This window comes from Paenibacillus sp. V4I7 (genome assembly GCF_030817275.1).
Classification (GTDB): domain Bacteria; phylum Bacillota; class Bacilli; order Paenibacillales; family NBRC-103111; genus Paenibacillus_E.
The window spans coordinates 6,231,906-6,247,626 of record NZ_JAUSZD010000002.1; the positions used below are offsets into that span (position 1 = coordinate 6,231,906).

General features: G+C 44.5%; 12 protein-coding genes and 4 tRNA genes. 5 read left to right on the forward strand and 11 right to left on the reverse strand.

Annotation, left to right across the window (positions count from 1 at the left end):
• Positions 1 to 28: 28 nt before the first annotated feature.
• Positions 29 to 2,275 (reverse strand): helix-turn-helix domain-containing protein, encoded by a 2,247-nt coding sequence (locus QFZ80_RS29160; protein WP_307552256.1) that lies wholly within the window; start codon positions 2,273 to 2,275, stop codon positions 29 to 31.
• A 244-nt stretch (positions 2,276 to 2,519) separates the two neighbouring features.
• Here QFZ80_RS29160 and QFZ80_RS29165 point away from each other — a divergent pair, with 244 nt between their 5' ends.
• The 5 genes from QFZ80_RS29165 to QFZ80_RS29185 all read left to right on the forward strand — a co-directional run bounded on the left by QFZ80_RS29165 (position 2,520) and on the right by QFZ80_RS29185 (position 8,988).
• A complete protein-coding gene (locus QFZ80_RS29165) occupies positions 2,520 to 3,449 on the forward strand; it encodes an ABC transporter permease (protein ID WP_373460441.1) in 930 nt (309 codons plus the stop codon).
• Between the two features lie 12 nt (positions 3,450 to 3,461).
• Entirely contained in the window at positions 3,462 to 4,346 is an 885-nt protein-coding gene (locus QFZ80_RS29170; RefSeq protein WP_307552255.1) for a carbohydrate ABC transporter permease, read from the forward strand.
• Positions 4,347 to 4,450: 104 nt separating this feature from the next.
• Positions 4,451 to 6,079: an extracellular solute-binding protein gene (locus tag QFZ80_RS29175; RefSeq protein WP_307552254.1), complete on the forward strand. Its 1,629-nt coding sequence runs from the start codon at positions 4,451 to 4,453 to the stop codon at positions 6,077 to 6,079.
• A gap of 81 nt (positions 6,080 to 6,160) precedes the next feature.
• Complete coding sequence (locus QFZ80_RS29180; RefSeq protein ID WP_307562265.1) at positions 6,161 to 7,156, forward strand: ComEC/Rec2 family competence protein; 996 nt, start codon at positions 6,161 to 6,163, stop codon at positions 7,154 to 7,156.
• Positions 7,156 to 8,988 carry a right-handed parallel beta-helix repeat-containing protein gene (locus QFZ80_RS29185; protein WP_307562267.1) on the forward strand — a complete coding sequence of 611 codons (1,833 nt, stop codon included), beginning with the start codon at positions 7,156 to 7,158 and terminating at the stop codon, positions 8,986 to 8,988. The genes QFZ80_RS29180 and QFZ80_RS29185 overlap by 1 nt, the downstream gene beginning before the upstream one ends.
• Positions 8,989 to 9,282: 294 nt before the next feature.
• Here QFZ80_RS29185 and QFZ80_RS29190 read toward each other — a convergent pair.
• The 10 genes from QFZ80_RS29190 to QFZ80_RS29235 all read right to left on the reverse strand — a co-directional run bounded on the left by QFZ80_RS29190 (position 9,283) and on the right by QFZ80_RS29235 (position 15,697).
• A tRNA-Gly gene (locus QFZ80_RS29190) sits at positions 9,283 to 9,353 on the reverse strand.
• 18 nt (positions 9,354 to 9,371) lie between these two features.
• A tRNA-Pro gene (locus tag QFZ80_RS29195) sits at positions 9,372 to 9,448 on the reverse strand.
• A gap of 16 nt (positions 9,449 to 9,464) precedes the next feature.
• Positions 9,465 to 9,541: transfer RNA gene (locus QFZ80_RS29200), tRNA-Arg, on the reverse strand.
• 8 nt (positions 9,542 to 9,549) lie between these two features.
• Positions 9,550 to 9,624, reverse strand: a tRNA-Gly gene (locus tag QFZ80_RS29205).
• Between the two features lie 102 nt (positions 9,625 to 9,726).
• On the reverse strand, positions 9,727 to 10,425 hold the full coding sequence (locus tag QFZ80_RS29210; protein WP_307562269.1) for an AIM24 family protein: 699 nt from the start codon (positions 10,423 to 10,425) through the stop codon (positions 9,727 to 9,729).
• 28 nt (positions 10,426 to 10,453) lie between these two features.
• Positions 10,454 to 10,909, reverse strand: a complete 456-nt coding sequence (locus tag QFZ80_RS29215) for a hypothetical protein (RefSeq protein ID WP_307552250.1) — start codon at positions 10,907 to 10,909, stop codon at positions 10,454 to 10,456.
• Between the two features lie 265 nt (positions 10,910 to 11,174).
• Positions 11,175 to 11,684: a ferritin gene (locus QFZ80_RS29220; protein WP_057307929.1), complete on the reverse strand. Its 510-nt coding sequence runs from the start codon at positions 11,682 to 11,684 to the stop codon at positions 11,175 to 11,177.
• 113 nt (positions 11,685 to 11,797) lie between these two features.
• Positions 11,798 to 12,049: a DUF1450 domain-containing protein gene (locus tag QFZ80_RS29225; RefSeq protein ID WP_307552249.1), complete on the reverse strand. Its 252-nt coding sequence runs from the start codon at positions 12,047 to 12,049 to the stop codon at positions 11,798 to 11,800.
• A 118-nt stretch (positions 12,050 to 12,167) separates the two neighbouring features.
• On the reverse strand, positions 12,168 to 14,741 hold the full coding sequence (locus QFZ80_RS29230) for a beta-mannosidase (protein ID WP_307562271.1): 2,574 nt from the start codon (positions 14,739 to 14,741) through the stop codon (positions 12,168 to 12,170).
• Between the two features lie 47 nt (positions 14,742 to 14,788).
• Positions 14,789 to 15,697: an RraA family protein gene (locus QFZ80_RS29235; protein WP_307562273.1), complete on the reverse strand. Its 909-nt coding sequence runs from the start codon at positions 15,695 to 15,697 to the stop codon at positions 14,789 to 14,791.
• Positions 15,698 to 15,721: the final 24 nt, after the last annotated feature.

The window sequence follows — 15,721 nt, forward strand, 5'->3', positions numbered from 1 at the left end:
GCAGGCAATTGACGATTTTTTAGATGGTTTACATTCGTTTTGATTTCCGATACTCACCGGGCGGAATGCCGGTTATTTTCTTAAACATTCGTATAAAAGAAGTGACATTCTGGTAACCGATCTGAAGGCCGATTTCCTGTACACTAAGATTATGCTCGGTAAGCAACTCCTTCGCTTTGCGAATTCGGATAGCATTTAAGTGCTCACTGAAGTTAGTGCCCGTTTTCTCTTTAATATACACCGACAAGTAGGCAACGGATAAATTCAGTTTATCAGCAAGCAGTTCAAGTGACAGATCCTCCGCATACCGATTCTCTACATAGTCCAAGATGAACGAGATGGTTGGATCTTGTTCATCTTTGATAGATAAGATGATTGTGGCGGATGTGAGAAAAAGATGCTCATAGAACTGTTTGAACTGGTCCAGCGTGTAGCATTCTTTCATAAGTGCCATATGGCGCTGCTGCATGGAGGATTCTGCATCGACTCCATAGGGTGCTAATATTTTCACAACCCTTGCTATGATTCCTGCAGCCAGTTGCTTCAGCTGCTGGATGCTTGCTTCCTTTCGATCGTATTGTTCGAGCATCCGATTCAAGAATGAAATACAGAACTCATGGTTGCCTGCCTGCAAGTTCGCGTACAGCTCCTGCTCTTGCTGAACTGTGAATACCAGTTGAGGCGGTACATGGCGACGTTCCCGAATGATTTGACTTTCATCTACTGGCCTGGCTCGCTGAGCCATCTCCTGAACTTCGAGATAGGCATCATTAAACTGGCTGGAATGCTCGTAAACCGAGCTGATTGCAATAGTTGCAAGAAAATAATCTTTATCCCGGTCGAGTATCATTTTCAACATCCCCAGTCCTTGCTCCAACTCTTCTCCCACATCCTTACCTCTAATTAGAGATAAAATTTGATTATTTTCGATTTGAAAGGTATGGGAAGAGGGGACAGATTCGGACATGACCACATTAATATACTCCTGAATATAGTAAGCCATGCGATCCGTTTTCATCTGACTGTTCTCAACCGATAGCATCTTAAAGTGGAGCTGATACAATACGATGAAGAACGGTTCGTTCATTTCGGCGATATCCTTCCAGTCGTTAATGTCGGACATAATAGCTTTCAATTTATTGATATAACCAAAGCTAGTCAGAAGAGATCGTTTGTCGATTAGATCCTTGAGGGTGGCCTCCTTCTCCAGCATCAAATCCCGGATGTTCTGATGGATCAAGTCAAACTCGTGAATGGTGCTTTTCAACTTGCCCGAATCCCTGCGTAAAAGCAAAGTTACCATATCTTTGACCGGTCGATTAATTTTGCGGCTAAAGAACACGGAAGCAAGGATGCCGATGATGATCGCAGCGCCAGAGATCAAGATCAGAGTAAGTGTGGCAGTCCTGACTCTTGTCGCGATATTGGAATAAGGAACAGCTGTTACATAGGTGAGACTAGATTCGGCAGGCGTGTCTCTAAAAAAGTAATAATCGCCGGATAAGATGTAATCTTCACTATCATTAAACTTGGGTATATCGGTTGCCGCCAGCCGACCAGAGGTGCTGTATAGAAGCGATCCATTCTTCTCTAAGATCATGAACTGCCGATTGTCCTCCTCGCCATAATAGGCTTCTCGCATCAGATTGGCATCAAGCAAGGCAATCACCTGATAATTGGATGCTGGCACCCGAAACGAAAATGGAATAAGCTGTAGCTCCAATGCGGAATTCAGGGTAGACACCGTAAATGTTTCTTCGGCGTGCAGCCTGTAATTGCGGGAATCACGCAAATTATTTTCCCAGAATGAGAGCGGGTAATCTTCGCTCACGTAGAATTGCGAGAAAAGCATGTCCGCTTCGACGCTGCCTTCCTTTTCAAAAACGATCGATGGCGTGTTGAAATGAATCAACACATTATGGAGATAGAGCATCGGATTATACGCCTGGGCCCGCAGTGGCTTCATAAATTCTGTCGCAGAGGAAAACTCGATATCTAACGGACTCTTCCTAAGAAGTTGACGGTTGAAAGCAACCACATATTCATCTGAATAAAGATCAAACAGTATAGTCTTCATTCGCTCAAAATGAGTTTGATACCGCTCTGCGGTATTCTTAAGCATCAAGCGGTTGTACTGAATAATCTCTTTCTGTACGCCCTTACCGAATAAGTGGACGGACAGCAGGTTAAATGAGGAAAACAATAAAATAATGACAAGAAAGCTAATGAATATTTTAAAAACAAGCGTTTGTCGGTTAAAGATAGGCCATTTCAATGAGAGTGCTCCTTTTCTAGTGAGGTTCTATCTTTATCTGGTTGTATTTATTCTACATGAATGTGGTTTTGTAAATAAGTTACTTTTTTTTATGTAGTTATCATTATTTTGGGTGGAGCATGATTTAGCAAAGGAACATAAGAATTGTAAATACCTTTTTCCTTAGAGCCATGCTACGATCTGAATTGAAAAAACGAAAGCGGGTGAGAATTTGTCGAACCAAACTTCTATGTCAACAGCAGAAATGAATGTAAGTACCCGAAAAAAAAGTTCGGCAACGGTGAGGCGAATCAAAAAAAACTGGGATTTGTACTTACTTATTTTACCTGTCATGGCCTTCTTTATTATATTCGAGTATGTGCCGATGTACGGTGTGCAGATTGCATTCAAAGACTTTATCGCAACCAAGGGGATTACGGGAAGCCCATGGGTCGGCTTCAAACACTTTGAGCGCTTTTTTGAAAGCTACTATTTTTGGAGATTACTCAAAAATACACTCGGCATTGGAGTGTACCAGTTACTAATTGGCTTCCCGGTACCGATCGCGCTAGCGCTCTTAATCAACGAGCTGCGATCTAAGAGGATTAGCCGTTTTGTACAAACCGTTACCTATGCGCCTCACTTTTTGTCCACGGTCGTTATGGTAGGAATGATCTTCATTTTCCTCTCGCCACAAACGGGAATCGTGAATGGACTGATCACCTGGTTTAGGGGAACACCCATCGATTTTATGACGGAGCCAGCGTGGTTTAAAAGTATATATGTTGGTTCGGGTGTATGGCAGCAAATGGGCTGGAGCTCCATCATCTATCTGGCTGCTTTAACCGGTATCGATCCACAGCTTCACGAAGCGGCAAGGGTGGACGGAGCGAGCCGCTGGCAGCGCATCTGGCATGTCAATTTACCAGGCATTATACCTACGATCATCATTTTGCTCATCCTGAATATGGGTTCCTTGCTCAGTGTTGGCTTCGAGAAGGTATACCTGATGCAGAACTCGCTCAATATGTCTTCATCTGATATTATCTCGACCCATGTATACCACAAAGGGATCATTGATGGGCAATACAGTTATTCCGCGGCCGTCGGTCTGTTCAATTCAATCGTCAATTTCACTTTACTTGTAATTGTCAATCGAATGGCCCGTAAAGTAAACGGCACAAGCTTATGGTAGGAGGTCAGGAAGATGCAGCAGCAATTCAACAGTGAGAAATTATTCGACTGGTTCGTCCATGCATTATTGGCGCTTATATGCATCGTTGTGTTATATCCGTTAGTGTTCGTTCTGGCGGCATCCATTAGCAGTCCCGACTCGGTCATGCGAGGTGAGGTTTGGCTTTGGCCGAAACAAATTACGTTAATTGGATATTATAGAGTTTTTCAAAACAGTGAAATTTTAACTGGTTATACGAACACGATTATTTATACCATAGTCGGGACCGCCATCAATCTGGTTATGTCGGTCGCAGCAGCTTTTCCTCTTTCACGAAGAGATTTTTATGGACGCAATCTTTTTGCTGCTTTGATGGTGTTTACGATGTTTTTCAGCGGGGGCATGATTCCGTCCTATCTATTGGTCAAAGATTTGGGGATGCTGAACTCGATGTGGGCGCTAATTATTCCGGGAGCCGTATCCGTTTATAATATTTTAATCATGCGAACTTTTTTTCAAAACGGTATTCCGCAAGAGATGCAAGAAGCCGCTTCGATTGATGGTTGTTCGAATTTAGGTACGCTTGTGAAGATTGTGCTGCCGCTATCGATGCCAATTATAGCGGTCATGATCCTATTTTACAGTGTAGGACATTGGAATGCCTATTTCAGTGCCCTCATTTATTTGACCGATCGTGATCAATACCCGTTGCAGCTGTTCTTGCGCGAAATCCTGATTCAGGGACAAATGCAGGAGATGTTAGGAGTAGGCGACGATACGAATGCTAATGTCGTAATGGAAGGTGAAGCCATCAAGTATGCACTGGTCATCGTTGCTAATTTGCCAATATTTCTGTTGTACCCATTTCTTCAAAAATATTTTGCCAAGGGCGTTATGATCGGTGCGATCAAAGGATAAGGGCTCTTTGTAAGAACTTTCATGCTGCGTTTTATAAGGTTAGCTATTAAGGTAATACCTTTTAGCCATAGATGTAAAGGAAAATAAGGGAGGTAGAAAAATTAATGAAAAGTAAGAGCTGGTTATCGTTAACTATAGTAGCTGTCATGACCGGAAGCCTATTATCGGCTTGTAGTGAAGAGCAAGGTACAGTAGAAAGTTCGACCAGTCCAACTGCCAATACGAAGGACGTTGCAAACTTAAACAAAAAGGGCATGCCGATCGTAAAAGAGCCAATTTCACTGACCTTTTTCACGGGCAAAGCGCCTACCAATGGCAATAACTTTGAAGAAACACTCGTATGGAAAGAATATGCGAAAATGACGAATGTTAACGTCAAATTCCAGCTCGTTCCTTTTGAGAATTTAAACGAAAAACGCAACCTTGTGTTAGCTGGCGGGGATTATCCAGACGCTTTTTATTCCTCAAGAGTATCTTCTGCAGATTTAGCGAAATATGGCGCTCAGGGAACCTTTGTCAAATTGAACGACCTGATTGACAATTATGCACCTAACTTCAAGAAACTGATGGAGAAATACCCAGACTTGAAAAAAGGGCTGACTATGCCTGATGGCGGTATCTATTCATTCCCGTCCTTTTATAGTCCGGACTTCCTTCCGATGCTCATCGGAACCCCGCTTTGGGTCAAGCAGGAATGGCTGGAGAAGCTCAAAATGAAGGAACCAACGACAACCGAGGAGTTTTATCAATATTTGAAGGCAGTCAAAAATACCGATTTGAATGGGAATGGTCAGGCGGACGAAGTTCCTTACGCTGGAGAGGGCATCAATCCGTTGATTGAACAAATAAGAGGTGCATGGGACTTCGGTAACCGCGGGTTGGGCCACAAATTTGTAGATGTCGATTCTAAATCGAATGAACTGCGCTTCTTCCGAACAGATCCGAAGTACAAAGAGGTCATCGAGTACGTGCGCAAGCTATATACAGAAGGCCTAATCGATAAGGAAATTTTCACGGTTAAACCGGCTGCCTTGTACGCTAAAGGCCAGAAGGGAGTCTTTGGCTCAACGATCAATCCTAATCCGATGACACAGATGAGCCAGCCGGGCTATTATGGACTTGGTGCATTAAAGGGGCCGCACGGCGATCAATTGTTTACTCAAATTAAGGTACCTATTGTATGGCCTGGATCATTTGTTGTCACAGACAAAAACAAGAACCCTGAAGCCACGATCCGCTGGATCGACCACTTATACGGCGACGAAGGAGCCACGTTTTATTTCATGGGCGTTGAAGGACAAACTTATAAAAAGGCTGCGGATGGCAAGCTGGAATTCGTAGAAGAAATTACGAAAAATCCGAACGGACTGACTATGGATCAGGCATTAGCGAAATACATCACTTGGCTCGGAGGAAGCTATCCAGGCTATGTGCAGGAAAAATATTTCAAAGGCTCCGAGACATTGCCAGAATCGATCGCTGTAGGGAAGAAAGCGGAACAACACAAAGTCAAAGAGCTATGGAATGCATTCAACTTTACACAGGAAGAAACCGAGTTCAGATCGACAGTTGGAAACGACATCCAAAATTATATCAGTGAAATGGAAGCAAAGTTTATTTCCGGTTCCGCACCGATGTCAGAGTGGGATAAATACGTTTCTACCGTTGATAAAATGGGGGTTGGTGAATATATGAAAATCTACAAGCAAGCGTACGATCGTTACAAGAAGTAAATTAGTCATGCTAGCAGATTCTAAGGAGGGCGGCCCAGTCGCCCTCCTGCTTATCCTTCAGAATGGGAAGGCGATGAGATCATGTTCTTGAAGCACTGGACTGCTGTTGCAAAGCTAGTGTGCATTGCGGTCATTCTTTCCTTGCTGTTTACGGCCTGCACGGATACCAAGCCTCAGGTGACTCCAGTCGCCTTGACAATTCAGAGTCCGCAGACAGTGCCAAGTGTACGAACGGAGCAAATATTTGATAAGGACGCTGGTAAAGGACAACTGACCATCCGTTATTTTTATTTGGATGGAGATAATTTGATGGGTGACAGCTTTTTGATTGTTTCTCCGGATGGCAAGACGATGCTGGTAGACGCTGGACTGCCGGAAGTCGGACCGCAAGTGGTGAATTATTTAAATAAGCTTGGAATTAACCTACTAGACATCGCACTGAACACCCACCCGCATATTGATCATATTGGGGGATTCGCTACCGTTGCGAAGGAGAAGCCAATCAAGTCCTTTTATATGGTGAATTTGCCGTATACCAAATCCTCCGCTTACAACAATGCCATGGCCCCTCTTGAAGCGGTGCCTATGAAAACGCTTGAGGAGGGAGATGTATTCCAACTGGGCGAGCATGTGCGATTCGAGGTGCTCAGTCCACCCAAGGGAGCGTTGCCCGAAGCGGTGAAAACATTTTCCGCTCAGGAAATTAACGATTATTCCATGGTGCTTAAGATGACTTATGGTGAACGCACATTCTTGTTTACCGCTGATATCTACAAGCACCGGGAAATTGAGCTTACCTCTTCCTCCTGGAAAGAGAAGCTGAAGTCAGACATGATGGATATTCCTCATCACGGCAGCGAATCAACCTCCTCTTCGGAGGCGTTCCTGCAGGCCGTTTCCCCGCAGATCGTCATCATGAGTCAAAACCTGTTCCAAAGCCCGAACCTGCTGGAGCGCTTGGAGAAAAAAGGCGCGAAGGTTTACTCCACCGGCATGCACGGCAATATTATGCTTCGCTCCGATGGTACGACGATGAACGTAACGACTGAAAAAGATTGGTTAAGGAGGAATCATTGATGTCGAAACAGGAACAGGAACATGTGGAACAAGCAACACGTCAAATTAGCAGAAGAAAATTGCTTGCCTCTTTGGGATTGACAAGTGTAGCCCTTGCGACCGGTACTAACTTATTCCAATCTACTTCCGGTGTTTCTGCCAACTCGGTAACTGAAGAGGTCTACGGTCAGAAAGGCCATCCTATCTTTACGTTAGAAGCAGTTTCAATGAAAAATATTCGTGATTACGGTGCTGTTGGGGACGGCTCAACCGATGATACTGCCGCAATTCAGAACGCATTGAATCAAGCTCTTCAAGGGACGGGCTCGCATGTTCACATTCCTAAAGGGACCTACAAAGTCACGGACACACTGCGGATCTACCGTCATACACGTCTGACATTAGATGCAGATGCCAAAATTCTACGCTGCCATGATCATTCATTTTTAGTAAATGGAGATAACGGCCCTGGCTTCCAAGGCTACGAAGGGCATGGAGATTTATGGATCGAAGGCGGTATTTGGGAAGGGAACATCCTCCAGTATCCTGATACCTATAATGGGTTCGGCCTGGCCAGAGGCAGGAACATCATAATCCGCAACATCGAAATGCGAGATGTCGTTACCGCTCACGGTGTCGATATGAACGCTTGCGAGAACGTCGTAATTGAGAATTGTCGGTTCCTTGGATATCGGGATAGTACGCCCGATCAATCCAGAAATTATGCGGAAGCGATTCAATTAGCCAATCATACACAGGAAGGTTTTAGCCAAATGGGCGCCTTCGACGGAACCCCATGCCGTAACATTACTGTCCGAAGCTGCTACTTTGGGGCAAGCGGTACACCGGGGACACAAGCATGGCCTGCGGGTGTAGGCAATCATTACGCCGTTTATGACCTTTATAACTCGAATATCAAAGTAGTTGACAATACCTTCGAAGGTATGACTTTTGCCGGGGTACGCAGCTTCAAGTTCGCTGAACTATTCATCTCGAACAACTTATTCCTCAATTGCAACAGGGGCGTTATGATGTCTAATCCGGCGGGAAATACCAATTCGTCCAAAGATGCTGCTGGTAACCAAACCGGTCTACCGCAATCCAGTAAAAATATTGTAATTTCCGGTAATATATTTAAGGGGACGCAGCTCGAAACGATTTATTGCGTAGGATGGCCCAAAACGGCTTTGGTATATGCCAAAGTGGAGTCGGTTATCATCACCAACAATGTGTTCGCGCAGGGATCATCCAGCAAAAACTGCATCAACCTGCGATGGGTGCATAAGGTGAGTATTACCGGGAACTTGTTCCACAACCAATATCGTGGAATCTGGTTATCATACGTAACCAAAGCAAGTATTAGTCATAACGTCTTTCAGGACATCAATATGGAGGCTATATTCTCCGAAGAACCAGACGCAGATTACAAAAACCGCGGACTCACGGCCGACATTCAGGTACTTCATAATCAGATCGATCGCTGCGGCAGGACCGGTATTTATATTCAAAGCATGGAGAAATTTCAGATTATTGGAAATATCATTAATTCCCCGGCAACTGAAACTAACAATACGCGAAGTGGCATCCTTGTTGCGAATTCAGCTAAAAAAGGGAAGGTCGCAGGTAACCATATTACTAAAGCTTTGACCGGCAATCAAAACCAATATGGCATAAGCGTTACCGCTACTTGCAGCGATGTGCAGGTCGCTGACAACATGGCCGAAGGCATGACGGCCGCCGTGTCTATTCAAGGTTCCACGAACTTTGACGGAATTTACTTACATAGTCCGAACGGAATGCGGTATAAGATGACCATTGGTAACGATGGCGTTATGATGCATAGCCCCGCATAAGCAAGTATTTAAATACAAGCCCCGGATCACCAGTCTAACCCATATGGCTTCACTTCCTTACCGTTCAAACGAAAAAGATCACCCGAAGGTGATCTTTTTCTGTAAAGCGGGCGGCGGGAATACTCCAAATACTTATTTAAAATGCTTCCTACGGAAGCGGCTATTGGTATATTGGGACGCGCGTCCTACTTGAGTATATTCTATGATGTCTTCACGGACGGTCGAACCCATACGGCTTCTCTTCCTTTCCCGTTCAAACGAAAAAGACCACCCGATGGTGATCTTTTTCTGTGAAGCGGGCGGCGGGAATCGAACCCGCGCGATCAGCTTGGAAGGCTGAAGTTCTACCATTAAACTACGCCCGCGTATTATAAAGGGATTGATGGTCGGGACGACACGATTTGAACATGCGACCCCCTGCTCCCAAAGCAGGTGCTCTACCAAGCTGAGCTACGTCCCGATGCGGTTTATGAAAATGGCGCGCCCTGAGAGATTCGAACTCCCGACCTTTTGATTCGTAGTCAAATACTCTATCCAGCTGAGCTAAGGGCGCAAATTAATTGGAGCGGAAGACGGGGATCGAACCCGCGACCCTCGCCTTGGCAAGGCGATGCTCTACCGCTGAGCCACTTCCGCATCGTATAATTGCTTGTCATTCTCGCTAACGTTTCTCCGAGGCGACAAGGAATAATATATCAGGAATTGAAGACAAATGCAAATGTTTTTTCTTTCCTTTTTTCATTTGATGAAAATACCGCCAAATGGCAATACTTCTTTGGCAATACGACGCAATAGGCTGTCATTTTTCATATGCTCATCCAATTTGCGATCCGGCTTACAGGGCTGCATGAGAACATGGCCTTGCCCCGTCATTTCCCAATGATAATTCATATGCTGACTGGCCAGTGTATTGCCGTACACACACAGACGCAGCTGAGCATTCTGCGGATACGCAACAAGACAGCTTGTATCAACATATAAGGGCTGCTTAACATCCAATGCCATTTGGTAAATCGGTCCTGTAGTCAGAAGTCCTAGTTTGCCTGGACCTTTAAACTGCATTTTCACAAGATCCTGCGTAATCAGTGTATTCTTAATATTTTGCAGATGAGAAGTGTAGCTGACTCCCTCTGTGTAAAACAAAACATGCCGGAATTCATATAGAAGTTCATCATCCACTCCTATCGGTATAACAGCCATGCTGTATCCTTCAGGCAGCCCTAGCATTACATTGGCAGGACCATGCAGCCGTGACTGAACAAAACGCTTCTTCCTATACATACTCGGCAGTTTCATTAACGAATCTTCTCTCTGCTCAGACTTCCCTTGGAAAGCGACAATTTGGTTCGGATGCAGCACATGAACAGACTCACCCTGTTCGATGCACATTGTAGCTATCTTTGCATGTGAGCTCACTTCCTCGAAAGATACCTCCATACACACCGACCTCCTCGTAAGACTACATTTATCTCATTCCGCGCTTTTGCCTCCTCCAGACCATGAATCGAAACACGCGGCCTAGCACAAAATAAAAAAGAACCAGCAAAACAGCCGTCACAGCCATATAGGTTAATTTCCGATTTCGCTTTTCTTTATCTAGGGCTACTTGTTCCATGGCCTTCAAGCGTTCTTGCAATTGTTCATTTTCCCTTTTAAGCGTTTCGTTTTGCCCAAGAAGCCGTTCCTCCGTTTCTTGCGAATGTCGTATGGCTTCGGAAAGCTTATCCTTCTGGTCCTCTAATTGCTGCTTTGTTGCCTCATAGTCCTTCTGAATTTGTTCCACATTCTCTGGTAGTTGATATATGTCTTTCACCCGATCCAACCATGAAGCTTGGACAGCAGAAGCTGGATACATAAATCCAAACAAGATGACAAGTATGCTCAAGATTTTAATAGCCCGCGCTAAATAACGTGTCTGCATCTGCCGCCCCTCCCCCTGTGGATATCGACATTTTCTTCTATTTTACCGCAAAAGTCACCCCTTCACCACTTCTACAGCTGCTATGGGATACCGCAAGATCGTCATCATTCTCAAAGACTCCACCTTTCTCGGGTCTGATAAATAAAACTCATGATGGAGACCGCGGATCTTCCGTCTATGTTCAGTCAGCAGACATAAAAAAACTTACCCTTCGCCAAATTTCGCGAAACAGGTAAGTCTCATGCTCATAAAAAATCGTATGTAATTATACCGCTGCTGGTGGCGTGAATGAACGCTGAGCAAATTCAGCATCTAACATGTAGAAAGCGTTACTGTCTTTATCAATGCGTTTCAATTTATTAATAATGCTGTCGAACATTGCTTCTTCCTCTACCTGCTCATCAATGAACCATTTCAAGAATTGCATAGTCGCATGTTCTCTATCGTTCAATGCCAAATCGGATAGATGATAGATACGTCTTGTTACTTCTTGCTCATGTTGATAAGCATGTTCAAAAGCATCTAGGATCGATTTGTACTCATTCACAGGCGTATCCATACCAGCAAAGCTAACCTTTTTTCCACGATCATTTATGAATTTGAAAATTTTCATTGCATGGAATTTCTCTTCTTCAGCTTGTACAATAAAAAAGTTGGAAAAGCCGTCTAAGCTTTCCGCAGCACAATAACCAGCAATAGCCAAGTAGACGTGCGCGGAATAAAACTCATAGTTCATCTGCTCATTGAGCGCTTCTGTAAGTGTATCGTTTAACATAGATGCACACACCTTTCTGTATGGTTATCTCTTGCGTATTCCCCATACATACAAGATTACCAGAACTCCGCATACAAATACAAACGGAAGTAACAATTTAAGAAGGGTTAAGTTCAAGCCATCACGCTTTCTGCCCTAGATTCAGCTATAATTTGTTTGATCTGAGCATAAAGTAAGTCAGGCGATGCTGCACACAACAGCTCCTTTTTACCGATCATGGCAATACACTCTTTCTTACAATGCTTACAATTACCTAAGCAGTCCTTCTTCTTCTGCTTAAGGCCCGGATATTCGTTTTTCAAGGACTTATATATTTGTTTGGATCCGAACTTTTCATTTCTACAGCAGTATTTAATCGTTTTCATGTTCGATCTCCCCCCGCCATCGCTTTTACCACTATAATTGATATTAGTGATAATAATAATCAATGTCAACTGAAATTTAAAGTTGCTTGTCCATAGAACGCAAAAAACTCAATAGCCGCTAGGCCATTGAGTTTTTTAAATCTTTAGTATGACGAGTGACACAGTCTATCATTGAACAGATTTCTAACTGTGCAGGTGCAGAGAAGACAAAAGGGGTGCGACCCGCACTCCGGGCCATAAAGGTAACTGTCTTAGGGCGATTCGGCAGTAAATCAAAATAGTTATCATCAAATATACCCTCTATCGACGTAGATAATCGCACCTGTTTGGCCAACGTATCTGTTTCCAATACAAACCGGGTTCCCCCGCTTCCTTCCACCTCGGTTATTTGAATGGTTGGGTCAGCTAGTTTCATTTCCTTGAATGGCACCAAATAATGTTCGCAGCTTCCGATGACTGTTCCATCCGTCTCCAACTGTACAACGAGCAGAACGGATGTCTCATCGTTTCCTGCCAGCAACTCTTCTTTATTGACCGAGAGGGCTTTAACACCTAATAAAGCATCAACCTCAACCGGCCCCACGCAGCACCATATAACATCTCCAGAGAAATTCAATAACTCTATCCTAAGCGTCCCGTGAATCGGAAATCGTAAATCGGAAATAATGTAAACATCGAGGCGGCTTTCATCTGTATCATCCACAGAGAGAAGTACATCGCTGAAGCTGCGCCGTGCATAATATTGCAAGGCTTTCCATCTGCCATAGTAATCCATCCCAGCCCATGAGGCCACAGGCCAGCAGTCATTCATCTGCCAATATAGAGAACCCATACAGTATGGCTTACGGCGTCGATGCGCTTCAATGGCAGTTTTCATCGCCTCCGCCTGCAATACCTGACTCATATATAGAAAGGATGGGAAATCTTTCGGCTCCCTCATATAGATGTCCATGTATTCCTTAATTAATTGATTGCCACGTTTGTGCTTCTGATGTGCCAGCATGACTTCAGATTCTAACGCCATATCTGTTTCCTCGGCATAGGTCTTAACCGACTCGTATTCCGGGAATGATTGAAAACCATATTCGCTCATAAAGCGTCCAACGTGCTCATTATACTTCTCAAAGGGCTCTACAGAATGCCATACGCCCCAGTAGTGAATATCCCCAGAGGAAGAATTCTGGTGAGCATGTTGATCCTCATTCCCCTTAAGCCCACACATAGGTGAAGAAGGCCAGTAAGAAATATCCGGAGCCCATCGGTTAACTGCTTCAGGTAAAATCATATGAAAAATTTGCTCATAATCATGCCAAATACGTTCCCGCTGCTCGGAGCTGTAAAGCTTTTTCCATCCCCATCCAGCCTGCTCATCGTAATGTGACCACGCCGTATCCATTTCGTTGTTTCCACACCATAACGCAATACAAGCATAGTTTCGGAGTCGTTTAATGTTCTCCTCAGCTTCTAACTTAACATTTAGTAAAAAAGCTTCGTCACCAGGGTACATACTGCAGGCAAACATAAAGTCCTGCCACACGAGAAGCCCATACTCATCACAAAGCTCATAAAACATATCCTGCTCATAGATCCCGCCGCCCCAAACCCGAAGCATGTTCATATTGGAGGCTGCCGCTGTGGCAATTTCATGTCTATAGGTTTCGTAAGTAACTTCTGTTAAAAAGCTGTCATTCGGTATATGATTGGCACCTTTGGCAAACACGGCAACGCCATTTAATTCGATATAAAATGAGGTTCCTTCGTCATCTTGATTCGTCACCAGTTTAATGGTTCGAAGTCCGGTTCTAATACTTTTCTGTGCTGCAGAACCTCTCGTTCCTATTAATTCCACTTTAAAGCTGTATAAATCTGGCTCTCCTAACCCTCTGCACCACCACAAGCGGGGTTGATCAATAGACATATTCAATTCGATATGATTAATTCCACTTACCAGATTTACTTTTCTGGTCCAACTGAGACCTTCCGTAAGAACATGTAGTGATCCTTCCCATGCTTCTGAAACCTCTATCTCAAGAACAGCGGTAAGTTTAGCGAGTACAGGAGTAACTTCATCTTGCCTGATATATACATCGGTAATCCGGCATTCCGTCCAGCCTTCAAGTCTCACCTCACGCCATATTCCGCTTGTTACAAAGCGCGGACCCCAGTCCCATCCGTAATGGTAGGGCGCCTTACGAGCAAAGACGCTAATCTTCTTATCAACGAGACCGCCTACATCTGACTGATCGTTCGATGCCGGCAGTCCATAGCCCAGCCTCTCTAACTTCGGTAAATCTTCATGAATCGGCGATCTGAAATGAACCGACAGCTTGTTATCACATTCGGTGAGCCATTGCTTAACATCAACTCGCCAGCTGCGGAACATATTATCCGCCGAGAGGATGTGCCGACCATTCACATATACGTCTGCATACGTATCTAATCCGTCAAACACAAGTTCCAAATGTGAGCTTGCCTTCAGCTCCTCTGGAACATCAAAAAAGCATTGATACTCCCAATCTTTTTTGTCGATCCACTGCAGCTCGCTCTCATTCTTTCCATAAAACGGATTCGGAATAATGCCGTTATGATATAGATCCATATGGACACAACCAGGAACTTTAGCAGGCATCCATTTATTTCCATGACTAGCTTTAAACGTCCACTCTTTCCATACATTTGCTGTTTCGCTCATCCTATCCTCCATCATAAGCGGTGCTATCGAAAACCCGCTATTATCATCTATAGTCGAACATCGCTAGTATTCGTACCCTTACTTTCTTTCAGTCTCGCTTCTTCTATCTCATGTTCCCAATTCAGATGCCGGTATTCGGCCGCTTCATTAGAGGTGTCAAACCAATCCCTAAAGTCCTGCCAAAGAGTCGGTGTCCACATCCCGTCGATTTGAGCTGTTGTATATATGCCCTCATTCAGCCTTATAAATCCGAAGACGTCGCGCACTTGCGATTTTTCTGCAAGCTCGACCGTCGTTTCCGCCAAATGCGGAGGAATAAAGATAACTCCGGATGGGGTTCCGAGTACAACATCACCCGGTAGGCATACAGCTCTTCCAATCCGGCATGGCACATTCATGCCGACCATTGTCACATCCTCGATAGCGGTTGGATCGCTTCCTCGATAATAAACATTGATTCCCTCAATTTTGACAACCTGCTGATTATCACGAATGCCTCCCCATATGACAGCACCGCCTCGTTTCGTACGAGCGGAAATGGCTGTTGATAGATTGCCGCCAACGAATGTACCTTTATAGACCTTATCGAACATGTCGACTACGGCTACATCATCCTCTTCCAGACAATCGATAATCCATTGATTGAAGAAGCCTTTTCTATTCTCTTGTTCATGTCCATAATTTAGAAGTGTATGATGCAAATCAGGGCGGTGTGGTAGCAATACCGAAGTCACTGCACGACCTACCATGACTTGTTCGGGATGAATAATCTTGAAATCCCCTTCAAATTGAAACTTGTAACCGCTGTTCCACAGGGGGCCCCATGCTTCCTCCAACGTAATCCGGCGCATACGCCGCAATACATCGTCGGATACTTTTGGACGTCCATTTGGGAATCGCTCCCCTTCCCATAACGGCGTAAGTTGGATGATGTCTTCAGCATTATCGAATTTCATGAGTTATTCCTCCTGCGTTTTCGA